The organism is Cellulomonas sp. P5_C6, assembly GCF_054049635.1.
In genome coordinates this window covers 1-22,689 of record NZ_JBFULZ010000007.1, presented here as the reverse complement: position 1 = coordinate 22,689, position 22,689 = coordinate 1, and the positions used below count along the sequence as shown (strand labels likewise).

The window sequence follows — 22,689 nt, the reverse complement described above, 5'->3', positions numbered from 1 at the left end:
GACCGCGACGGCCGGTGGCCGCTACCGCGCGGCCTCGTAGTCGGCGAGCAGGTCGATCCGGCGCTGGTGGCGCGGGTCGTGGCTGAACGGCTCGGCCACGAACGCGTCCACCAGCGCGAGCGCCTCGTCGACGGAGTGCTGGCGGGCACCGATGGCGACGACGTTCGCGTCGTTGTGCTGGCGTCCCAGCTGGGCGGTCGCGAGGTTCCACGCGAGGGCTGCCCGCACGCCCGTGACCTTGTTGGCGGCGATCTGCTCGCCGTTGCCCGAGCCGCCGATGACGACGCCGAGGGACCCCGGGTCGGCCACGACCGCCTCGCCGGCGGCGAAGCAGAACGGCGGGTAGTCGTCCTGGGCGTCGTACGAGTGGGCGCCGTGGTCGACGACGTCGTGGCCCGCGGCGCTCAGGTGCTCGACGAGCGAGACCTTGAGCTCGTAGCCGGCGTGGTCGGAGGCGACGTGGATGCGCATGCTCCCATCCTGCCGCACCTGCGCCCTGGGACCTGCGTCCGCCCTCGGCGTAAGCCGCGACGTGGTGTCGGTCGCCGTACCTAGGCTGTGCGCATGACGCGCAGTGGCATCGACCTGACCGCACTCGACCCCGACGTCCGTCCCCAGGACGACCTCTACGCCCACGTGAACGGCCTGTGGGCCGCGACGCACGAGATCCCCGCCGACCGGGCGATGGACGGCTCGTTCCGCGCCCTGCACGACCAGGCCGAGGAGCAGGTGCGGGACATCATCACCGACGCGGGCGCGGCTGCGGCCGCCTCCCCCGACCCGGCCGGTGCCGACTCCGTCGAGGCCAAGGTCGGCGCGGTCTACGCCTCCTTCATGGACACCGACGCGGTCGAGGCCGCGGGCACCGCGCCCCTGCGCACGGACCTCGCGCTGATCGACACGGCGACCACGCAGGCGGAGCTGACCGGCGCGCTCGGCGCGCTGCAGCGCACGGGGGCGGGCGGCGCCGTCGGCTTCTACGTGGACAACGACGCCAAGGAGCCCACCCGGTACGCCGTGCACCTCGCGCAGGGCGGCCTGGGTCTGCCGGACGAGGCCTACTACCGCGACGAGCAGTACGCCGAGGTGCTCGCGGCCTACCGCCCGCACGTCGCGCGCATGCTGACGCTGGCCGGCGTGGCCGCGACCGAGGACGTGGCCGACGACCTCGCCGGCCGGATCGTCGCGCTGGAGACCAAGCTCGCCACGGCGCACTGGGACGTGGTCAAGGACCGCGACGCCGACCTCACGTACAACGCCCTCACGCTGACCGAGCTGGCCGAGCGGGCGCCGGGCTTCGACTGGAGCTCGTGGGTGCTCGCCCTCGGGGCTCCCGCCGGCTCGTTCGACCGCATCGTGGTGCGCGAGCCCTCGTTCGCCGAGGCGTTCGCCGGGCTGTGGGTCAGCGAGCCGCTGGCGGACTGGCAGGCCTGGCTGACGTACCACGTGATCTCCGACCGGGCCCCGTACCTGTCCGACCAGCTGGTGCAGGCCAACTTCGACTTCTACGGCCGCACGCTGACCGGGGCGCAGGAGGTCCGCGACCGCTGGAAGCGCGGCGTGTCGCTGGTGCAGGGCGTCCTGGGCGAGGCTGTCGGCAAGGTCTACGTCGAGCGGCACTTCCCGCCCGCGCACAAGGCGCGGATGGAGGAGCTGGTCGCCAACCTGGTCGCCGCGTACCGCGAGTCGATCTCGCAGCTGGAGTGGATGGGCGAGGAGACGCGCGCCAAGGCGCTGGCCAAGCTCGAGGCGTTCACCCCGAAGATCGGCTACCCGGCCCGGTGGCGCGACTACTCGTCCCTCGAGGTCGCCGCGGACGACCTGCTGGGCAACGTGCGGCGCGCCTACGCGTTCGAGCAGGACCGCGACCTCGGCAAGATCGGCAAGCCGATCGACCGCGACGAGTGGTTCATGACCCCGCAGACGGTCAACGCCTACTACAACCCCGGCATGAACGAGATCGTGTTCCCCGCCGCGATCCTGCAGCCGCCGTTCTTCGATGCGGAGGCCGACGACGCGGTGAACTACGGGGGCATCGGCGCCGTCATCGGCCACGAGATCGGTCACGGCTTCGACGACCAGGGCTCGAAGTACGACGGCGACGGGCGCCTCGAGGACTGGTGGACGGCCGACGACCGCGCCGAGTTCGAGACGCGGACCAAGGCCCTCATCGACCAGTACTCGCAGTTCTCGCCCGGGCAGCTGGGCGGGTCCCACCACGTGAACGGCGAGCTCACCATCGGCGAGAACATCGGCGACCTCGGCGGGCTGTCCATCGCGCTGCAGGCGTACCGGATCGCGCTCGGCCGCCCGCTCGAGGAGGCCCCGGTGATCGACGGGCTGACCGGCGTGCAGCGCGTGCTGCTCGGGTGGGCGCAGGTGTGGCAGTCCAAGGGCCGGGACGAGGAGATCATCCGCCGGATCGCGATGGACCCGCACTCCCCCAACGAGTTCCGGTGCAACGGCGTGGTCCGCAACGTCGACGAGTTCTACGCGGCGTTCGACGTGCAGCCGGGCGACGCGCTGTACCTCGCGCCGCAGGAGCGCGTCCGCATCTGGTGACGCCGGGCGACTGGTCCGGGTGAGCCGCCGTCAGGCGGGCAGCTCGGACCAGCTCGCGCGGGCCAGCTGGAAGCCGACGCCCGACCCGTCGACGCACTGCACGCCGTCCGTGGCGCTGCGGCACGTGTAGTCGCCGACGCTGGTCGACGAGCCGTACTCGAGCACCGGGACGTCGTCCCCGGCGACGGCCGGCGGCGGACCGCTCACGCAGTCGAACGCGACGCCGTCGGCGTTGAGGACGAGCACGTGCCCGGTGGTCTCCGTGCACCCCGCGACGACCGGCGGCGCGTACGTGAAGCTGGCGATCGTGCAGGTCACGCCGTCGACGGACATCGTGCACGCGATGTTCCCGCTGGGCAGGGCGAACGCCACGGGCTGCGTGGACGTCGCGGACGAGCTGGCCGACGGGGTGGCCGACGTGGTGGACCCGGGGTTCGGCCCGCCGGCGTCATCACCGCCGCCGCCGCCCCCGCTGACGAACACGACGATCAGCACGACCACGAGCGCCAGCAGCACCACGTCGACGATGACGAAGATGCGGATGTTGCGCGCCGAGGCCATGCTGCTCCGTCCTGCCCGAGGGTCTCCGGCCCGCCCGGGTCCGGGCAGGTCGGCGACCAGGATCACACGGGACGAACCGGACGGGCCAATCGCGCAGGTGGGCGGCTCAGAAGGACGGGCCGGCGGTCCGCGAGCGCTTCAGCTCGTAGAAGCCCGGCACGGTGGTCATGAGGGCCAGTCCGTCGAAGAGCCGCCCGGCCGCGTCGCCCGTGGGCGCGGGCGTCATGACGGGACCGAAGAACCCGACGCCGTCGATGGCCACGACCGGCGTGCCGACGTCCTCGCCGACCAGCCCGATGCCCTCGCCGTGCGACTCCCGCAGCAGGGCGTCGACCTCCTCGGTGCCGGCGACGTCGGCCAGCTCCGCCGGCAGCCCGACCTCGGCCAGCGACTCGGCGATGATCGCCGCCGTGTCCTGGCGGCCGCCCGGGTGGCGGCGCGAGCCCATCGCGTCGTACAGCGGCTTGATGACCTGGTCGCCGTGGTCGCGCGCGGCGGCGACGATCACGCGGACCGGCCCCCAGCCCTCGGCCAGCATGTCGCGATAGCGCTCGGGCAGGTCGTCACGCTTCTCGTTGAGGACGGACAGGCTCATCACGTGCCAGCGGACGTCGACGTCCCGGATGGTGCTGACCTCGTCCATCCAGCGGGAGGTCATCCACGCCCAGGGGCACGCGGGGTCGAACCAGAAGTCGACGACGGGGCGGGTGGTGGGCGTGCTCGTCACAAGGGCCTCCGAGAGATGTGGGTGCCTCGCGCAACCAACGGGCGGCGCCGGTGTATTCCCGCAGGCGACCAGCCGCGCCTCGGTCAGCCGCGCCCGAGCACCGCCATCGCCGCCGCACGCCCGGGGATGCCGCTGACCCCGCCGCCGCGCCGGGCACCCGCGCCCGCGAGCAGCACGCGGGGGTCCGTCGTCCCGACGCCCCACGTGCCCACCTCGTCGTCCGCCTCGGCCCACGGCCACGCCAGGTCGCGGTGGAAGATGTGCCCGCCGGGCAGCCCGACGTCCGCCTCGAGGTCGACCGGGCTGCGCACCTCCAGGCACGGCTCGCCGTTCTCGTCGCGCGCCAGGCAGTCCTCGAGCGGCTCGGCCAGGACGCCGTCCAGGGAGCGCAGGGTCGCCGTCAGGGCCGCGCGGCGCGCACCCGACGGGTCGGCGGCGAAGAGCCGGGCGGGCATGTGCAGGCCGAACGCCGTCAGGGTGTGGTGGCCGGACGCGCGCAGGGCGGGGCCGAGGATCGAGTCGTCGGTCAGGGAGTGGCAGTAGGTCTCGACGGGCGGCSTCGACGGGATCAGCCCGGCGGCCGCCTCCCGGTAGGCGGCCTCGAGCTCGGTCGCCGACTCGTGCACGTGGAACGTCCCGGCGAACGCGGTCCTGGGGTCGACCCCGGAGCGCAGCCGCGGCAGGCGCGTGAGCAGCATGTTCACCTTGAGCTGGGATCCCTCGGGCGAGGGTCCGGGCGCGTTCCCGAGCAGCCGGTCGAGCACCGCGGGTGCGCACGCCGCCAGCACGCGCCGCGCGCCGACCCGGTGCTCGAGACCGTCGTCGTCGACCCACACGACCTCGGCCGGTCCGGACGCGCCGCCCGGGTCGATCGCCGTGACCTCCGCCGACGTGCGCAGCTCGGCGCCGCCCGCCCGCGCCGCCGACTCCAGCGCGCCGGCGACCGCGCCCATGCCGCCGACGGGGACGTCCCAGTCCCCCGTCCCGCCGCCGATCACGTGGTAGAGGAAGCACCGGTTCGCGCGGCCGTCGGCGTCGTGGGCACGGGCGAACGTGCCGATGAGCGCGTCCGTCAGCACGATCCCGCGGACCAGGTCGGAGGCGAACGTCGCGTCGACGAGCTCGCCGACCGGCCGCTCGACCAGGTCGCGCCAGTCGTCCGGTCCCAGCAGGCGGCGCGCGTCCGCGGTCGACATCAGAGGCTCGGTCATCGTCGGGAACAGCCGTGCGGCCAGCGCGCCGGTGCGCGCGCCGAGGGCGCGGAAGGCAGCGAGGTCGTCGGCGGCGCCCACGTCGGCGAACGAGGCCGCGGTCGCCGCCGGGTCCGCCGTGTCCACCAGCAGGCCGCGGTCGCCGACCGGCGCGTAGGACGCGATCCGACGTCGGCGCAGCTCGAGCGGGAGCCCCAGCTCGTCGCGCACCTGCCGGGGCATCAGCGAGACCAGGTAGGAGTACCGCGACACGTTCGCGTCGAGTCCCGGGAAGACCCGGGCGGACAGCGTCGCGCCGCCCACGTGGTCGGCGCGCTCGAGGAGCAGCACGGTCCGCCCGGCGTGGGCCAGGTAGGCCGCGGCGGTGAGGCCGTTGTGGCCCCCGCCGACGATGACGGCGTCGTAGGTCGCGCGCATGCGACGACCTTAGGACGCGTCTCGTCGGGAAATGGCGCGTCCCCAGGTGCGATGATCGACCCGGCCAAGAGCCCACCCGATCGCGTCACTAGGAGTACCTGCGTGCCTGGAGAGAACCTCACCCGTGCCGAGGCGCGCGAGCGCGCCACCGTCGTGCGTACCGAGTCGTACGAGGTCACCCTCGACCTGACGACCGGGCCGACGACCTTCGCCTCCCGCACCGTCGCGCGGTTCGCGGCCACCGCAGGCGCGAGCAGCTTCGTCGACCTCATCGCGCCGACCGTGCACGAGGTCACCCTGAACGGCCGCTCGCTCGACGTCGCCGACGTCGTCGCCGACTCCCGGATCCGGCTGGACGACCTCGCCGCGAGCAACGAGCTGGTCGTCGTCGCCGACGCCGCGTACATGAACACGGGCGAGGGCCTGCACCGGTTCGTCGACCCCGTGGACGACGAGGTCTACCTCTACTCGCAGTTCGAGGTGGCCGACTCCCGGCGCGTGTTCGCCGTGTTCGAGCAGCCCGACCTCAAGGCGACCTTCTCGTTCACCGTCACCGCCCCGGCGCACTGGACCGTCGTGTCGAACTACCCCCAGGTGGGCATGCCGGTCGTCGTCGAGGACGGCGTGAACCGCAACGGCGGCGCCGAGAAGGGCACGGCCACCTGGACCTTCGAGACCACGCCGCGCATCTCGTCGTACATCACCGCCGTCATCGCCGGGCCGTACCACGCGGAGCACCGCGAGCTCACCAGCTCCGACGGCCGCGCGATCCCCCTCGGCGTCTACTGCCGCGGCTCCCTGGCCGAGCACCTCGACACCGACAACATCGTCGACATCACGCGGGCCGGGTTCGAGTTCTACGAGGCCGCGTTCGATGCCCCGTACCCGTTCGCCAAGTACGACCAGCTCTTCGTCCCCGAGTTCAACGCGGGCGCCATGGAGAACGCCGGGGCCGTCACGTTCCTCGAGTCCTACGTGTTCCGGTCCAAGGTCCCCGAGGCCACGATCGAGCGCCGCGCGGTGACGATCCTGCACGAGCTCGCGCACATGTGGTTCGGCGACCTGGTCACCATGCGCTGGTGGGACGACCTGTGGCTCAACGAGTCGTTCGCGGAGTACATGTCGACGCTCGCCGCCGCGGAGGCCACGCGCTGGACCAGCGCGTGGACCACGTTCTCGTCGCTGGAGAAGAACTGGGCCTACCGCCAGGACCAGCTGCCCTCCACCCACCCGATCGTCGCCGACATGCGTGACCTCGAGGACGTCGAGGTCAACTTCGACGGCATCACCTACGCCAAGGGCGCGAGCGTGCTCAAGCAGCTCGTCTCGTGGGTGGGCCACGACGAGTTCTTCGCCGGCGTGCGCTCGTACTTCGCGAAGCACTCGTGGGGCAACACCGAGCTGCGCGACTTCCTCACGGAGCTCGAGGCCACCAGCGGCCGCGACCTGTCCGCCTGGTCCGGCCTGTGGCTGGAGAAGGCCGGCGTGACCCTGCTGCGTCCGTCGATCGAGGTCGACGACGCCGGCGTGACCACGTCGTTCGCCGTCCTGCAGGAGGTGCCCGACGAGTACCCCGTGCAGCGCCCGCACCGCCTCGCCATCGGCGGCTACGACCGCGACGCCGCGACCGGCCGCCTGGTGCGCACGGTCAGCGTCGAGCTCGACATCGACGGTCCGCGCACCGAGGTCCCCGACCTGGTCGGCGTGCCGCGGCCCGCGCTGGTGCTGGTCAACGACGACGACCTSGCCTACGCSAAGGTCCGSCTCGACGAGCAGTCGCTCGCSGCGTCGATCGASCWSCTCGGCWCGTTCGACGACTCCCTGCCGCGCACCCTGGTGTGGACGGCGGCCTGGGACGCGACGCGCGACGGCGAGACGCCCGCCCGCGACTTCGTCGACCTGGTGCTCAACAACATCGCGCACGAGACCGACTCTTCCGTCGTGCTCGTTCTGCTCCGGCAGCTGACGACGGCGCTCGACCTGTACGTGGCGCCCGAGCACCGTCTCGCCACCGAGACCGCCGCCGCCGACCGCCTCCTCGCGCTCGCCCGGGAGGYCGAGGCGGGGTCGGACACGCAGCTGCAGCTGGTGAAATCCTTCGCCGGCCGGGCCGCGACCTCCGAGCAGCTCGACGCCGTCCGCGACCTGCTCGACGGCCGGTCGACGCTCGAGGGCCTCTCGATCGACACCGACCTGCGCTGGGAGCTGCTCACCTCCCTGGTCACCGGCGGGCGGGCGGCCGAGCCCGACATCGCCGCGCAGCTGGCCGACGACGCCACGGCCACCGGCCAGCGCGCCGCCGCCGCCGCGCGCGCGGCAGTCCCGACGGCGGAGGCCAAGGCGACCGCCTGGGCCTCCGTGGTGGACCAGGACGGGCTGCCGAACGCGCTGCAGGCGGCGACGATCGCCGGCTTCGGCCGCGTGCACGACCGCTCGCTGCACCTGCCGTTCGTCGAGCCCTACTTCGCGGGGCTCGAGACCGTCTGGGCGGACAGGACGAGCGAGATGGCGCAGAACATCGTCGTCGGCCTGTACCCGACCGACCTGGCGGACGAGCCGTCGGTCGACGTGCTCGGCGCCACCGACGCGTGGCTGAGCGGCCACCCGGACGCCCCGGCCGCGCTGCGCCGCCTGGTGCTCGAGTCCCGCGACGGCGTCCGGCGGGCGATCGCCRCACAGGAGGCGGACCGCCGCCGCGCCTGACGTGGACGGKGCCCGCACTGCTCCGGCGGTGCGGGCCGGTCGCGCCGCCGGACGGCCGAACCGCAGCCGGCCGGGCGTTCCCGGCTGTCCGCGCGCGGTTCGGCTGTCCGCCGAACCCGTCAGGGGCTCGCGGGGACCAGCGTCGCCAGCCAGCGGTGCGCCTCGCGCGGGCTGCGCAGGCGGACCACGGGGATCGGCGAGCGCTGGGCGAGCTCCTCGTAGCGCAGCCGGTACGGCTCGTGCTGGGTCCACGACCACAGCACCACGTTCTGGTCGGGGTCGCGGCTCAGCAGGTTGCGCAGGTCCTCGCGGTTGCCGTGCCAGAGCTCGGTGCGCAGCAGCCCGCGCCGCAGGGTCCGCCGGATCACGCGCGGCATGACCGTCCGGCGGGGGAAGTCCAGCCAGACGAACGCGTCGGCGTCGTCGAGCAGGCCGGCGACCCCCGTGGTCCAGTTCCCGTCGGTCACCCAGCCGCCCGACGAGGACCCGACGAGCTCACGGAGCCGCGCACGCGCCTCGTCGGGGTCGCGCTTGGTCCAGTCGGCGTCCCAGAACACGGCGTCGAGCTCGACGTGCGGGACGCGGAGCACGGCGGCCGCGCGGGCCGCGAACGTGGTCTTGCCCGACCCGGTGTTGCCGACGACGCGCAGGCGACGCAGCTCCATCAGCCGTTGAGGACGGCCGCCAACGAGCGCAGGCGCTGGTTGGTGAACAGGTCCTCGACCAGCACCACGCGGCCCGAACTGTCGGCCAGCGGCACCTTCCAGTTGGGGTACTCCTGGTCCGTCCCCGGCTGGTTCTGCGCGCGCCGCTCCCCCACCGCGTCGGCCAGCGAGACGCCCACCAGCACCGACGGCGTCGCCATCACGTAGCGGTGCAGGGCCTCGACGATCTCGCGCTCCGACGGGTCGTCGCCCACCAGGCCGCGGTCCCGCAGGACCCCGAGCATCTGGTCGCGCTCGGCCAGCGCCGCGGCGCGGACCACCTCGATCGGCTCGGTGAGCAGCCCCAGCCGCTCGCGGATGGCGACGTGCTCCCCCGCGAGGTACCCGGCGCTCGGGGGCAGGTCGTGCGTGGTCACGGTGGCGAGCACCAGCGGCCGGTAGTGCTCGGGGGCCAGGGGCGCGCCGTGCATGTCCCGCTCGAACCACAGCACCGAGGTGCCCAGGATCCCGCGGTCCGACAGGTAGTCGCGCACCCACGGCTCGACCACCCCGAGGTCCTCCCCGATCACCACCGCGCCGGCCCGGTGAGCCTCCAGCGCGAGGATGCCGACGAGCGCCTCGTGGTCGTAGCGGACGTACGCGCCGTCGCCGGCGTCCGCACCCTCGGGGATCCACCAGAGGCGGAACAGGCCGATGACGTGGTCGATCCGGATGGCGCCCGCATGCCGCAGCACCGTGCGGAGCATGTCGCGGTAGGGCCGGTACGCGGCGCGCGCGAGGGCGTCGGGACGCCACGGCGGCTGCGACCAGTTCTGGCCCTGCTGGTTGTACATGTCCGGCGGCGCACCCACGGTCGCGCCACGGGCGAGCACGTCGCCGAGCGCCCACACGTCCGCGCCCTGCGGGTGCACGCCGACGGCGAGGTCGTGCATGATCCCGAGCGCCATGCCGCCGTCGAGGGCCGCGCGCTGCGCCGCCGCGAGCTGCTCGTCGGCGAGCCACTGGAGCCACATGTGGAACTCGACGCGCTCGGCCAGCTCCTCGCGCAGGCTCGCCACCAGCGCCGACGCCGGGTCGAGGGCCTCGGCGGGCCAGCCGTCGGGGTCGTCGTACTTCTCGGCGAGCGCGCACCAGAGCGCGAAGGTCTCGAGGCCCGTGCCCTCCTGCTCGACGAACGCGTCGAACGAGGCCTGCCGGGCGGCCGACCGCGGCGCCGCGAACACGACCTCGAGGGCCGCGCGCTTCGCGGTCCAGGCGGCGTCCCGGTCGATCGGGCCGGCGTCGTCGTCGGTGGCCAGCACCGGCTCGGCGGCCCACTCGATCAGCGTGCGGTCCGCCGACGACAGGTACCCCGCCTCCCGCACGTCCTCGACCCGGATGTACAGCGGGTTCACGAAGCGGCGGGTGGTCGGCAGGTACGGCGACGGCGTGAGCGGGRCCGTGGGCTCCGCGGCGTGCAGGGGGTTGATGAGCAGGAAGTCGGCGCCGAGCTCGCGGCCGGCCAGCCAGCCGATCTCCGCCAGGTCCGCCAGGTCGCCGACGCCCCACGACGTCCGCGAGCGCACCGAGTAGAGCTGAGCCATGAGCCCCCACGCGCGGCGCCCGTCCAGCGAGGCAGGCAGCTCCAGGTGCGCCGGGGTCACCACGAGCGGGCTGTGCGCGGCGGCGCTGGGCCCCTCGGCGACCACCTCGTGCCACCCGAGCGGCAGGTCCGTCGGCAGCGTGAACGTCGCCCGTCCGACCAGCCGCCCGTCGACGGTCCGCGGGTCCACCTGCACGTCCGCCTGCGACACCTCGCGCCGGCCGCCGCCCACCTCCGGGTCCAGCTCGACCCACACCTCGACCGGGTCGCCGTGGGTGACGTGCACCGCGACGTGGGCCTGGCGGCCCTCCTGGACGACGAGCACGGGCGGCAGCACGCGGCGCCACGGCATGTCCTCGACGTGGGCGATGGCGAGGTCGACGCGCTCCGGCGAGGACGCGTCGACGCCGAGCGCACCGAGCACGCCCTGCAGCGTGGCGGCCGACGCACGGCGGTTGCGACCGTGGAAGTCCCAGTGGTCCGGCACCACGCCGTAGGCGGCCGCAAGGCGCAGCAGGGCGTCGGACGCGCTTGCGGTGTCGTCGGCCACAGACCGATCCTGCCAGAGCCGCGCTCGCGCACGCAGGACGAACGCACCCGACTGCGTCACTGCCGCCAGGTCGCACCCACGCGTCGTAGCCTTGCGGACCATGACCGCACCCGCTCTGCGCACGTACCCGCAGGCCCCTCGACTGGATCTGGTCGAGGACCTGCACGGCCACCAGGTCGCCGACCCGTTCCGCCCGCTCGAGGACGCGGCTGCCGACGACACCGAGGCCTGGTCGCTCGCGCAGGACGACCTCTACGCCGACTACCGGGCCGGGATCGGCGCGGACGGCCCGTTCGGCACCGAGGCCCTCACCGCGCGGCTGCGCGAGCTGTTGGGAGCAGGGTTCGTGAGCCCGCCGGCGTGGCGGGGCGACCGGCGGTTCTTCTCGCGGCGCTCCGGCGACCAGGAGCACGCCGTGGTCGTGGTGGCCGAGGGGGACGACGAGCGGGTGCTGCTCGACCCCGTCGTCATCGACCCGGCCGGGACGACGACGCTCGACTCGTGGCAGCCGTCCAAGGAGGGCCACCTGGTGGCCTACCAGGTCTCGTCGGGCGGGACCGAGGAGAGCGTCCTGCACGTCCTGGACGTCGCCACGGGCGAGCTGGTCGACGGTCCCGTCGACCGCGCCCGGTACTCGCCCGTCGCCTGGCTGCCCGGCGGCGAGGCGTTCTACTACGTGCGCCGGCTGCCTCCCGAGCAGCTCCCCGAGGACGAGGCCCAGTACCACCGCCGCGTCTGGCTGCACCGGCTGGGCACCCCCGCCACGGACGACGTCGAGGTGTTCGGCGCCGGGCTGGACCACACCAACTACTACGGCGTGTCGGTCTCCCGCGACGGGCGCTGGCTGATCGTCTCGGCGTCCGCCGGCACGGCTCCGCGCACCGACGTCTGGATCGCGGACCTCGCCGGCGGCGACCCGTCTGCCCCGGACTTCGTCGAGGTCGCGGTCGGGCTCGACGCCGAGACCGGCGCATGGGTGGCCCGCGACGGGCACCTGTACGTGCACACCAACCTCGACGCGCCGCGCGGTCGGATCGCCGTGACGGACCCCACCGCGCCCGGCGTCGAGCACTGGACGACGCTGGTGGCCGAGGACCCGACGGCGGTGCTCGAGGACGTCGCGTTCACCGACGGCGGCGGCGACGACACCTCCCCCGTCCTCCTGCTCGTCTCCTGGCGCCGGCACGCCGTCTCCGAGGTGACGGTGCACGACCCCGGGACCGGGTCGCGGACGGGCACGCTCGAGCTGCCCGGGCTCGGCTCGATCTCGGGCCTGGCCACACGGCCCGACGGCGGGCACGAGGTCTGGTTCTCCTACGCCGACCACACCACACCCACCACGGTGCACCGCTACGACGCCCGCACCGGCACCACGTCGCTGTGGGCGGCCCCTCCCGGCCTCGTCGCCGACCTGCCCGACGTGCGCGCCCAGCAGATCGAGGTCACCAGCCCCGACGGCACGACGGTCCGCGCGTTCGTCGTCGCCMGCACCGACGCGCTCGATGCGGCCGGCCGGCCGCTCGCACCCGCACCGACCGTCCTCTACGGGTACGGCGGCTTCCAGATCTCGCTCGACCCCGCCTTCTCCGCCAGCACGCTCGCATGGGTCGAGGCGGGCGGCGTGTACGTCGTCGCCAACCTGCGCGGGGGCGGCGAGGAGGGCGAGCAGTGGCACCGCGCCGGCATGCGCGAGCACAAGCAGAACGTGTTCGACGACTTCCACGCGGTCGGTGAGCACCTCGTGGCCCAGGGCTGGACCACCCCCGAGGCGCTGGCGTGCTGGGGCGGCTCCAACGGCGGCCTGCTCGTCGGCGCCGCCGTGACGCAGCGGCCCGACCTGTTCGCCGCCGCCGTCTGCTCGGCCCCGCTGCTCGACATGGCCCGGTACCAGCTGTTCGGGCTCGGAGTCACCTGGACCGAGGAGTACGGCGACGCGGACGACCCGACCGAGCTGGGCTGGCTGCTCGGCTACTCGCCGTACCACCGCGTGGTCGACGGCACCGACTACCCCGCGACCCTGTTCACGGTGTTCGAGGGCGACACCCGGGTCGACCCGCTGCACGCCCGCAAGCTCGCGGCCGCGCTGCAGGCGGCGACCAGCGGCGACCGGCCGATCCTCGTGCGCCGCGAGCGGGGCGTGGGCCACGGCGGCAGGGCACTGTCGCGCACCATCGGCCTGTCGGTCGAGCAGCTGCAGTTCGTGGCGGACCGGACCGGGCTCGCCGGGGGCCGCGCGTGATCGCGGTGACGCCGACCCCGGACCCGTCCTCGTCGAGCACGGACCTGCCCGACCTCACGGCGCCGAACACCTGGTGGGACTGGTTCGTGGGGCTCCCGCTCCGGATCATCCTCATCGTCGGCATCAGCGGCATCGTGCTCGTGCTGCTGCGACGCTCCATCCGCTCCATCACCAACCACGTCGCGGACGGCACCCCGTTCCTCGACCGCGGGATCCTCAAGCCGATCGGTCAGTCCGAGGTCGGCGGGGTCCTGGCCAAGGCGAACCCGCTCGCCAGCGCGCGCCGGGCCCAGCGCGCCCGCACCCTCGGCTCCGTGCTGCGCTCGTCGGCCACCATCGTCGTCGGCGGGACGGCGTTCTTCCTCGTCCTGTCCGAGCTCGGGGTGAACCTGGCCCCGTTCATCGCGTCCGCCGGCGTCATCGGCGTGGCGCTCGGCTTCGGCGCGCAGAGCCTGGTGAAGGACTTCCTCACCGGCCTGTTCATGCTGCTCGAGGACCAGTACGGGGTCGGCGACGTGGTCGACGTCGGACCGGCCAACGGCACCGTCGAGGCGGTGACGCTGCGGATCACCAAGATCCGCGACGCCGACGGCACCCTCTGGTACGTCCCCAACGGCACGATGCTGCGCGTCGGCAACAAGACCCAGGGCTGGGCCACCGCCGTCGTCGAGATCGACGTGGACTACTTCGCGGACCTCGACCAGGTCCGCTCGCTGCTGAGCGAGGCGGCGGCGCGGGTCGTCGCCGACCCCGTCGTCGGCGCGCACGTGCTGGGGGCGCCGACCATCACCGGCATCGAGCGGCTCAGCGCCGACGCGGTGACCCTGCGGCTCAAGGTCAAGACGTCGCCCGCCCTGCAGTGGGAGGTCGCCCGCGAGCTGCGGATCGCCGCACGCGACGTCCTGGAGCGCGCCGACGTGCCCCTGGCCGGCCAGCGCGACCTCATGGCCACCCACCGGGCGCAGGTCGGGGTCGACGGCGCGACGCCGCGCGACCCGCGCAACACCCCGCTGGACGACCTCGTGTCCAACCGCGACGCCCGCGTCGCTGCCACCGGCGAGGAGCCCGAGACGACCGAGGAGCCGGCGCCGACGGAGGAGCGCTGACCTACTGCTGAGCGGCGCCCGGCGGACCGGCGAGCACGGTCGGCACGTACTCGACCAGCTGGATCCTGCGGTCGAACGTCCGGCTGTCGACCATCTCGAGACCGACGTCGGGGTAGCCGTCGTAGATCCGCTCGCTCCCCGTCTTCCCGGTGATCACGGGGAAGACGACCACGCGGAAGCGGTCGACCAGCCCCGCCTCGAGCAAGGACCGGCACAGCGTGAGGCTGCCGATCGTGCGCAGCCCGGGGACGTCGCTCTGCTTCATCGAGCGGACCGCCTCGACCGGGTCCTGGTCGACGAGGCGCGTGTTGTCCCAGGTCAGCGGCTCGCTCAGCGTCGACGAGAAGACGACCTTCGGCATCGCGGTCATCGGGTCCACGCCGTCCTCCCCTGAGGCGGCGAACTGTGACATCAACCGGTACGTCGTGGCGCCCATGAGCACCGTCCAGCCGGCCTCCGGTGACGCCTCGAGCCACGCCAGGTACTCGGGCCCCTGGAGCCCCCACCAGCCGGGCCAGCCGTCCGCCGACGCGTACCCGTCGAGCGAGGTGATGAAGTCGACCAGCAGCTCTGCCATGGGTCCTCCCGGTGCTCGCGCTCGTCTCCACCGTGCACGCGTCGGCGGTCGACGGCAACCGCGCGGTCAGGACCAGTCGAGCAAGGGCTGCCCGGCGCCTACCTGCTCGCCGTCGGCGACGAGGACGGTCAGCACGTCGGGGTCCGCCTGGAGCGCGACGACCGGGCAGATCGTCTCGAGCCCGGCCGCCGCGACGTCGACGGGCGACCAGGTGATCAGACGGTCGCCCGCGCGCACGGTCTGGCCGCCGTCGACGTGCAGCGTGAAGCCCTGCCCGGCCAGACCGACGGTGTCGATGCCGAGGTGCACGAGGATGGTGCGGCCCTCGCTCAGCTCGAGCGCGAAGGCGTGCGGGTGCAGGGCGCCGATGACGCCGTCGGCCGGGGCCAGCACGGTCTGGGTCTGCACGTGCTGCGGCTCGATCGCGAGACCGGGTCCCACGATGCCCTCGGCGAACACCGGGTCCGGGACCGCGGTCACGGGGCGCACGACACCCGTGAGCGGGCTCAGYAGCCGGAGCGTCGTCATCGGCTGCGGAGGGCGGTCAGCGCAGGCTGTCGAGCTCGGCGGCGAGGTTGTCCGCCTCGGGGCCGACGATCACCTGGACGATGCGGCCCGAGCGCACGACGCCGAACGCGCCGCTCGCCTTGAGGGCGACCTCGTCCACCAGGTGGGCGTCGCTCACCTCCACGCGGAGCCGGGTGATGCACGGCTCGAGGTCGACGACGTTCGCGTCGCCGCCCAGCGCTGCGAGGATCTGCTCTGCCTTGCTCATGGAACTCCCCAGATCGTCCGACGCCGATCGGCGTCCGTCGCACAGCCTAACCCTGAGACGGCGCTCACATGCCGCCCGCCCCCGTGTCCGGCTGGCGTGCGCGGACGCCGAGGGACCACACTGCGATCAGGTCGACGAGGAGGTCACGCCAAGGTGAGCCCGGTGCACGCTGCAAACCCCACAGTCCTCACCGGCATCGGGGTGAGCCCAGGCCGCGTCGTCGCGCCCGCCGTGCTCATGCCGGACCCGATCGCGGAGCCGCCCTCGGGCCGACGCCTGCCGCCCGGCACCGACTACGCGCAGGTCGCCACGCGCATCGGCGCGGCCTCCGAGGTGGTCCGCGCGGCGCTCGACGCGGCGGCCGACCTCGCCCAGGGCGAGAGCGCCGACCTGCTGCACGCGACCGCCGCGATCGCCGCCGACCCGAGCCTGGTCGCCGACGCCGAACAGCGCGTGGTCGACGACCGGCTGGTGCCCGAGCGTGCGGTCTGGGAGGCCGCCGAGGCGATCTCCGTGCAGTTCGAGGCGCTCGGCGGCTACTTCGCCGAGCGCACGCGGGACATCGCCGACGTCCGCGACCGCCTGGTCGCCGAGCTCACCGGCCGGCCGGCGCCCGGCGTCCCCGCGCACGAGGCCCCGTTCGTGCTCGTCGCCGCCGACCTCGCCCCCGCCATCGTCGCCACGCTCGACGTGGAGCGCGTGCTCGCGATCGTCACCGGCACGGGCGGCCCCACGTCGCACACCGCGATCCTGGCGCGAGCCCGCGGCATCCCGACCGTCGTGGCGGCCCGCGGGGCCGAGGCCGCGGTGCAGGCCGAGACGCTCGTGCTGGTCGACGGCTCGGCGGGCACGGTCACCATCGACCCGACCGAGGAGCAGGTCGCCGCCGCGCTCGCGCTGGCCGCGCAGGTGCGCACGTTCGACGGCCACGGGCACACGTCGGACGGCCACCACGTCGAGCTGCTCGCCAACGTGGGCGACCCCGCCGACGCGGCGCCCGCTGCCGCGGCGGGCGCCGAGGGCGTGGGGCTGTTCCGCACCGAGTTCGGCTTCCTCGACCGCGAGGAGGCGCCGACCATCGACGAGCAGGTCGCGGCCTACCGCAAGGTGCTCGCCGCGTTCCCGGGCCGCAAGGTCGTCGTCCGCACGCTCGACGCCGGCGCCGACAAGCCGCTGCCGTTCCTCGCCGGGGACGCCGAGGTCAACCCGGCGCTGGGCGTCCGCGGCCTGCGTACGGCGGTCCGCCACCCCGAGGTCCTGCAGGACCAGCTCGCCGCGATCGCGCAGGCGGCCGCCGCCGAGACGGCCGAGGTCTGGGTCATGGCGCCGATGGTGTCGACGGTCGACGAGGCCGCGCAGTTCGTCGCCGCCTGCGCCGCGCACGGTCTCGGGGTCGCCGGTGTGATGATCGAGGTGCCGAGCGCCGCGCTGCTGTCCGGGCCGATCCTCGCGCACGCCGCGTTCGCCAGCATCGGCACGAACGACCTGACCCAGTACGCGATGGCCGCCGACCGGCTCCTGGGCGCGGTCGCCGAGCTCTCCGACCCGTGGCAGCCCGCCGTGCTGCACCTGGTGGCCKCGGCGTGCAACGGYGGGGCCCAGCAGGGCCGGCCGGTCGGCGTCTGCGGCGAGGCCGCGGCCAACCCCGCGCTCGCGGCCGTGCTGGTCGGGCTCGGGGTCTCCTCGTTGTCCATGACGCCCCGCGCGCTCCCGGACGTCGCGGCCCTGCTCGCCACGACGTCGCTGCAGGAGTGCCGTCGCCTCGCGCAGCTGGCGCTCGCCGCCTCCAGCGCCGCCGACGCCCGGGCCGTGGTCCGGGCCGCGCTGCCCGTGCTGGAGGAGCTGGGGCTCTGAGTGCGCGTGTGAGGATGGTCGCCGTGAGACCCGACTCCTTCTACGCGGCGATCGGCGGGCACGAGACGTTCGTCGCCCTGGTCGACGAGTTCTACCGCGGCGTGGCCGACGACCCGGTGCTGCGCCCGATGTACCCCGAGCAGGACCTCGGTCCGGCGGCCGAGCGGCTGACCCTGTTCCTCGAGCAGTACTGGGGCGGCCCGACCACCTACTCCGACCAGCGCGGGCACCCCCGGCTGCGCATGCGGCACGCGCCGTTCAAGGTGAACCCCGAGGCCCGCGACCGGTGGCTGCTGCACATGCGCGCCGCCGTCGACAGCCTCGGCCTGGCCCCGATGCACCGGGCGCAGCTGTGGGACTACCTCGAGCGCGCCGCGTACTCGATGCTCAACACGTTCGACGACTGAGCCCTGCGACCGACGTCACGCGGTGTCCACGGCTCCGGGACGGCGCGTCGTGAAAGGCTTCCGACCATGACGACCGAGCCCGACCTGACCGCCCCCGTGCTCGACATCCTGCGGCTCGACGACGACCCGGCGACGCCCGACCTGTTCAGCGGCCGCAGCCTCCCGCAGCCCAGCGGGCGCGTGTTCGGGGGTCAGGTGCTCGCGCAGGCGCTGCTCGCGGCAGGCCGGACGGTTCCCGAGGGTCGGCTGCCGCACTCGATGCACGGCTACTTCCTGCGGGCCGGCGACGTGCGCGAGCCCATCTCGTTCGCGGTCGAGCGCATGCGCGACGGCCGGTCGTTCACCGCGCGCCGGACGCACGCGCTGCAGGGCGGCGAGGCCATCCTGTCGATGATCGCCTCGTTCCAGGAGCAGCAGCCCGGGCTCGACTACGCCGACCCGATGCCCGAGGGGATCCCGGCCCCGGAGGAGGTGCCGTCGGCGCTCGAGATGCTCGGCGGGATCGACCACCCGGTGGCCAAGTTCTGGACGCAGGAGGCCGCGTTCGACGTGCGGCACGTCGGCGGGTCGATCTACCTCGGGCCGCCCGCCGAGCCCACCGGCCAGCAGTGCGTGTGGTTCCGGTCCCGCGGCCCGCTGCCCGACGACCAGTTGCTGCACCGGGCGCTGCTGGCCTACGCGTGCGACCAGGTGATGCTCGAGCCGATCCTGCGGCGGGCCGGCAAGTCGTGGGTGACCCGCGGCCTGTCCATCGCCAGCCTGGACCACGCCATGTGGTGGCACCGAGATGTACGGGTCGACGACTGGCTCCTGTACGTGCAGTCGACCCCCAGCGCCCAGGGCGGGCGCGGCCTCGGTGCCGCCCGCGTGTTCACCCGGGACGGGGTGCTCGTGGCGTCCGTGGCCCAGGAGGGCATGGTCCGCTTCCCCGACTGACGGCTCCCCGCGCGGAGCGACCGCCGCCGGGTGACACTGCCCGCATGGTTCGCCTGCGCCGCGTCCGCATCGACGCCCCCGGCTGGTCGCGACGCCGCGCCGGTCGGGGGTTCGTCTACCTCGACCTCGACAAGGTCCGGATCGTCGACGAGGACCACCTCGAGCGGATCACGACGCTCGCGATCCCGCCCGCGTGGCGGGAGGTCTGGATCAGCCCGTGGCCCAACGGCCACATCCAGGCGGCCGGGCTCGACGACGCCGAGCGCCGCCAGTACCTGTACCACCAGCAGTGGACGCTGCGCCGCGGCCGCCTCAAGCACGACCGCGTGCTCGAGATCGCCCGCCGGCTGCCCGCCGCCCGGCGCAAGGTACGCGCGCACCTCGCGCTCGACGGCATGCCGCGCGAGAAGGTGCTGGGCCTGGCGTTCCGGCTGCTCGACCTCGCCTACCTGCGGGTGGGCGGCGAGGGCTACGCGCTCCAGCACGGGTCGTACGGCCTGGCCACCCTGCTGCGCTCGCACGTGCGGGTCCTCGCGCCCGAGAACGACGGCGACCCCGGCCGCGTGCACCTGCACTTCCCCGCCAAGTCCGGCCAGGTGCGGGACACGGTCGTCGAGGACGACGACGTCGCCACCCTGGTGCGGGCGCTGACCCGGCGCCGCGACGACGGCGAGGAGCTGCTCGCGTGGCGCGACGACGACGGCGCCTGGCACGACGTGACCAGCGCGGACGTCGGCGCCTACGTCAAGGAGCTGCTGGGCGAGGACGCGACGCCGAAGGACTTCCGCACGTGGCACGCGACGGTGCTGGCCGCGCGCGGGCTCGCCGATGCCGGTGCCCCGCCCCGGGCCGAGCGAGCGCGCCGCCGGGTGGTCACGGAGGTCGTCCGTGCGGTCGCCGAGGAGCTCGGGAACACGCCTGCGGTCTGCCGGGCGTCGTACATCGACCCCCGCGTCGTCGACCTCTGGGAGCACGGCGCCACCATCCGGCCGACCAGGTCGCAGGCGGTCGCCGAGCGCGAGACGCTGGCGTTGCTGAGCCCCGGCTGAGGATCGGGCGCGACCGGGTGCGGGTCCGGGCCCCGCACCGCAGACTGCCCGGATGGCCACCGCCCCGGACGACCTCCTGCCCGAGCCCGTCGCCGACACGCTCGAGGGCCTCGTGCCCGGGCTCGGTCCCGACGGCCACCCCCGGGCCGACGCGCCGCTCGTCGCGGTCACCGGCGTCACCGGGTACGTCGGCGGCCGCCTGGTCCCCGAGCTGCTCGCGGCCGGCTACCGCGTCCGCGCGATCGCCCGCCACCCCGACCGCCTGCGGGGACGGCCCTGGTACGCGGACGTCGAGGTCGCCGCAGCCGACGCCGACGACCCCGCGCAGATCCGCGCGGCGCTCGACGGCACGGACATCGCGTACTACCTCATCCACTCGCTCGGCTCCGGCCGCAGCTTCGAGTCGACCGACCGGCACACGGCCCTGACGTTCGCGCAGGCGGCGCGCGAGGCCGGCGTCGGGCGCCTCGTCTACCTCGGCGGGCTGTACCCCGAGGGCGAGGACCTCTCGCCGCACCTGGCGTCGCGCACGGAGGTCGGGGAGATCCTGCTGGCCTCCGGCGTCCCGACCACCGTGCTGCGCGCCGCCGTCATCCTCGGGTCCGGGTCCGCGTCGTTCGAGATGATGCGCTACCTCACCGAGCGGCTGCCGGCGATGACGGTCCCGCGCTGGGTGGAGAACCGCATCCAGCCCATCGCGATCCGCGACGTCCTGCGGTACCTCGTCGGCTCCGCGGCGATGCCTCCCGAGATCAGCCGAGGGTTCGACATCGGCGGCCCGGACGTCCTGACGTACCGGGACATGATGCAGCGCTACGCGCAGGCCGCGGGCCTGCACCGGCGGGTCATCGTCGGCGTCGGCGTGCTGACGCCGCGGCTCTCCAGCCTGTGGGTGTCGCTGGTGACCCCGGTGCCGTCGGGTCTGGCGCGCCCACTCGTCGAGTCCCTCGTGCACGAGGTGGTGTGCGACGAGCACGACATCGCCGACCACGTACCCGACCCGCCCGGCGGCCTGATCGGGTTCGACCGCGCGGTCCGCCTCGCCCTGCAGCGGGTGCACGACGCCGCCGTCACGACCCGGTGGTCGTCGGCGGCCGTGCCCGGGGCGCCCAGCGACCCGCTGCCCAGCGACCCCGACTGGGCCGGCGGCTCGCTGTTCGTCGACGAGCGCCGGGTCACGGTCGACGCCTCCCCCGAGGCGCTCTGGCGCGTGATCGAGGCGGTCGGCGGCGAGCGCGGCTGGTACTCGTGGGGGCTCGCCTGGCGGGTCCGCGGGCTGGCCGACCGGCTGGTCGGGGGACCGGGTCTGCGCCGCGGTCGTCGCGACCCCCGCCTGCTCGTGGTGGACGACGCCGTCGACTTCTGGCGGGTCGAGGCCATCGAGCCGGGCAGCCTCCTGCGGCTGCGCGCCGAGATGCGGGTGCCGGGACTGGCGTGGTTGGAGCTGCGGGTCGAACCGTCCGAGGGGGCGGGCACCGCGTTCGCGCAGCGCGCCCTCTTCCACCCGAAGGGCCTGCTCGGTCAGCTCTACTGGTGGTCCGTGTACCCGTTCCACGGCGTGGTGTTCGGCGGGATGCAGCGGAACATCGCGCGCGCGGCCGAGACCGCCGAGCTGGCGCGGACCGACCGGCGGGTCAGCGCCGCCGGCGGATGACGACCGGGTCCTCCAGGAACGGGGTCCACGCGGCCCGGCCCTCGGCGTCGATGCGGCGCGGCACGCCCGTCGCGGCGTCGACCAGCACCAACGTGGTCAGGGCGCGCGCGTAGGTGATCCGGTCGGGTCCGGGCTCCCCCGCGTCGCGCACCTCGTAGCAGACGTCGAGGCTCGCGCCGCCGAGGTGCCCGATCCACATCTCCACGATCACGGGGGTGCGCCGGTAGCCCAGCGGCCGCAGGTACTCGATCTCCTGCCGCGCGACGAGCGTCGACAGCTCGGCGCCGGGTCCGGCATCGAGCACCGCGGTCGGCCAGGCGCTCTCGACCCGGCTGCCGTCGGGCGCGGCGGGATGGCTCCAGAACGCCTCGATCCGGGCCTCCTCGAGAAGCCGCAGCATCTCGACGTTGTTGACGTGCTGGTAGGCGTCCATGTCCGACCAGCGCAGCTGGACGGGAACCTCGAGGCGAGTCATGCCGACGATCCTAGGAGCGGTCAGGCCCCCGCTCTCGCCGCCGCGGCACGGCACCGGGCCAGTGCGTCCATCTCGGCCGCGACCGGGCCGATCACGTGGTCGGTCACCGCGAGCGACACGGACGCGCCGAGCTTGCGCCGGGCCTGCGCGGCACGCCGCCGACCCCCGAGACGGCCGAGCACCCACCCGAGCCCCGCGACCAGCAGCCCGGCGAGGATGCCCGCGAGGAGCAGGAACGTCGGCGCCGGGAACCCCCACCACGTCGGGGTCTCCGGCTCGGGCAGCCGGAGCCAGCCCAGTCCCGCCAGGAGCAGGAGCCAGACCAGACCGGCGGCGGCCACGGCGAGCAGCACCCACTGCAGCAGGGCGAGCGCCCGCCACGTCCAGGGGACGCGCGCGGCCCCGACGGGCACGCGGACGACGGTGCGGTCGAGCACGTCGTCGAGGTCCACGTCCGCGGCACGGCTGCGGGCCGCCAGCACCCAGTCGTCCGGGGCGCCCGCGGTCGCCGCATCGACGTAGGTCCGCACAGCGCTGACGGCCGCGGCCCGTTCCCCGGCGGCGGGTGCCGGGCGGGAGGAGCGCAGCAGGTCGTCCTGGCCGGCCCGGGTGCGCTCGCGCCCGAGCCCGAGGCGGCGG

General features: G+C 74.3%; 19 protein-coding genes and 1 pseudogene. 9 read left to right on the top strand and 11 right to left on the bottom strand.

The genetic code is table 11. The features are described 5' to 3' along the window. Positions 1-21 precede the first annotated feature (21 nt). Positions 22-471, bottom strand: a complete 450-nt coding sequence (locus ACXJKG_RS01735; RefSeq protein WP_456844031.1) for a ribose-5-phosphate isomerase — start codon at positions 469-471, stop codon at positions 22-24. A 93-nt stretch (positions 472-564) separates the two neighbouring features. Between ACXJKG_RS01735 and ACXJKG_RS01730 the strand changes: the two genes are divergently transcribed. Continuing rightward, complete coding sequence (locus ACXJKG_RS01730; RefSeq protein ID WP_456844030.1) at positions 565-2,562, top strand: M13 family metallopeptidase; 1,998 nt, start codon at positions 565-567, stop codon at positions 2,560-2,562. 30 nt (positions 2,563-2,592) lie between these two features. On the opposite strand, the gene ACXJKG_RS01725 is transcribed toward ACXJKG_RS01730, so the two are convergent. The 3 genes from ACXJKG_RS01725 to ACXJKG_RS01715 all read right to left on the bottom strand — a co-directional run bounded on the left by ACXJKG_RS01725 (position 2,593) and on the right by ACXJKG_RS01715 (position 5,478). After that, complete coding sequence (locus tag ACXJKG_RS01725) at positions 2,593-3,123, bottom strand: hypothetical protein (protein WP_456844029.1); 531 nt, start codon at positions 3,121-3,123, stop codon at positions 2,593-2,595. A gap of 106 nt (positions 3,124-3,229) precedes the next feature. After that, positions 3,230-3,850 carry a mycothiol-dependent nitroreductase Rv2466c family protein gene (locus tag ACXJKG_RS01720; RefSeq protein WP_456844028.1) on the bottom strand — a complete coding sequence of 207 codons (621 nt, stop codon included), beginning with the start codon at positions 3,848-3,850 and terminating at the stop codon, positions 3,230-3,232. A gap of 83 nt (positions 3,851-3,933) precedes the next feature. Further along, positions 3,934-5,478: a phytoene desaturase family protein gene (locus tag ACXJKG_RS01715; protein WP_456844027.1), complete on the bottom strand. Its 1,545-nt coding sequence runs from the start codon at positions 5,476-5,478 to the stop codon at positions 3,934-3,936. A gap of 102 nt (positions 5,479-5,580) precedes the next feature. Here ACXJKG_RS01715 and pepN point away from each other — a divergent pair, with 102 nt between their 5' ends. Beyond that, positions 5,581-8,181, top strand: coding sequence for an aminopeptidase N (gene pepN / locus ACXJKG_RS01710; protein WP_456844026.1), 2,601 nt, complete (start codon positions 5,581-5,583; stop codon positions 8,179-8,181). Between the two features lie 119 nt (positions 8,182-8,300). Here the strand turns inward: pepN and ACXJKG_RS01705 are convergent, their stop codons facing one another. After that, positions 8,301-8,846, bottom strand: a complete 546-nt coding sequence (locus tag ACXJKG_RS01705; RefSeq protein ID WP_456844025.1) for a toxin — start codon at positions 8,844-8,846, stop codon at positions 8,301-8,303. Further along, entirely contained in the window at positions 8,846-10,978 is a 2,133-nt protein-coding gene (gene malQ, locus ACXJKG_RS01700) for a 4-alpha-glucanotransferase (protein ID WP_456844024.1), read from the bottom strand. Before malQ ends, ACXJKG_RS01705 begins: the two co-directional genes overlap by 1 nt. A 100-nt stretch (positions 10,979-11,078) precedes the next feature. On the opposite strand from malQ, the gene ACXJKG_RS01695 reads away from it, so the two are divergent. Continuing rightward, complete coding sequence (locus ACXJKG_RS01695) at positions 11,079-13,217, top strand: prolyl oligopeptidase family serine peptidase (protein WP_456844023.1); 2,139 nt, start codon at positions 11,079-11,081, stop codon at positions 13,215-13,217. Continuing rightward, positions 13,214-14,323 (top strand): mechanosensitive ion channel family protein, encoded by a 1,110-nt coding sequence (locus ACXJKG_RS01690; protein ID WP_456844022.1) that lies wholly within the window; start codon positions 13,214-13,216, stop codon positions 14,321-14,323. Before ACXJKG_RS01695 ends, ACXJKG_RS01690 begins: the two co-directional genes overlap by 4 nt. A gap of 1 nt (position 14,324) precedes the next feature. On the opposite strand, the gene ACXJKG_RS01685 is transcribed toward ACXJKG_RS01690, so the two are convergent. From ACXJKG_RS01685 to ACXJKG_RS01675, 3 genes are all read right to left on the bottom strand, one after another. Continuing rightward, a complete protein-coding gene (locus ACXJKG_RS01685; RefSeq protein ID WP_456844021.1) occupies positions 14,325-14,900 on the bottom strand; it encodes a dihydrofolate reductase family protein in 576 nt (191 codons plus the stop codon). Between the two features lie 66 nt (positions 14,901-14,966). Further along, positions 14,967-15,428: a PTS sugar transporter subunit IIA gene (locus ACXJKG_RS01680; protein WP_456844020.1), complete on the bottom strand. Its 462-nt coding sequence runs from the start codon at positions 15,426-15,428 to the stop codon at positions 14,967-14,969. A gap of 16 nt (positions 15,429-15,444) precedes the next feature. After that, on the bottom strand, positions 15,445-15,675 hold the full coding sequence (locus tag ACXJKG_RS01675) for a glucose PTS transporter subunit EIIB (protein ID WP_055921493.1): 231 nt from the start codon (positions 15,673-15,675) through the stop codon (positions 15,445-15,447). A gap of 162 nt (positions 15,676-15,837) precedes the next feature. Here ACXJKG_RS01675 and ptsP point away from each other — a divergent pair, with 162 nt between their 5' ends. The 5 genes from ptsP (at position 15,838) to ACXJKG_RS01650 (ending at position 21,575) form a co-directional block, all read left to right on the top strand. Next, positions 15,838-17,529 carry a phosphoenolpyruvate--protein phosphotransferase gene (gene ptsP / locus ACXJKG_RS01670; RefSeq protein WP_456844019.1) on the top strand — a complete coding sequence of 564 codons (1,692 nt, stop codon included), beginning with the start codon at positions 15,838-15,840 and terminating at the stop codon, positions 17,527-17,529. 23 nt (positions 17,530-17,552) lie between these two features. Then, positions 17,553-17,936 (top strand): globin, encoded by a 384-nt coding sequence (locus tag ACXJKG_RS01665; RefSeq protein ID WP_456844018.1) that lies wholly within the window; start codon positions 17,553-17,555, stop codon positions 17,934-17,936. Positions 17,937-18,002: 66 nt separating this feature from the next. Beyond that, complete coding sequence (locus tag ACXJKG_RS01660) at positions 18,003-18,872, top strand: acyl-CoA thioesterase (RefSeq protein WP_456844017.1); 870 nt, start codon at positions 18,003-18,005, stop codon at positions 18,870-18,872. A gap of 44 nt (positions 18,873-18,916) precedes the next feature. Continuing rightward, on the top strand, positions 18,917-19,921 hold the full coding sequence (locus ACXJKG_RS01655; protein WP_456844016.1) for a DNA topoisomerase IB: 1,005 nt from the start codon (positions 18,917-18,919) through the stop codon (positions 19,919-19,921). 52 nt (positions 19,922-19,973) lie between these two features. Beyond that, positions 19,974-21,575 (top strand): SDR family oxidoreductase, encoded by a 1,602-nt coding sequence (locus ACXJKG_RS01650; protein WP_456844015.1) that lies wholly within the window; start codon positions 19,974-19,976, stop codon positions 21,573-21,575. On the opposite strand, the gene ACXJKG_RS01645 is transcribed toward ACXJKG_RS01650, so the two are convergent. Together ACXJKG_RS01645 and ACXJKG_RS01640 are read right to left on the bottom strand one after the other, a co-directional pair. After that, positions 21,556-22,050, bottom strand: coding sequence for an acyl-CoA thioesterase (locus ACXJKG_RS01645; RefSeq protein ID WP_456844014.1), 495 nt, complete (start codon positions 22,048-22,050; stop codon positions 21,556-21,558). The genes ACXJKG_RS01650 and ACXJKG_RS01645 overlap by 20 nt on opposite strands. A gap of 20 nt (positions 22,051-22,070) precedes the next feature. Next, positions 22,071-22,689, bottom strand: a pseudogene (locus tag ACXJKG_RS01640) (GTP-binding protein HSR1); the annotation flags it as partial.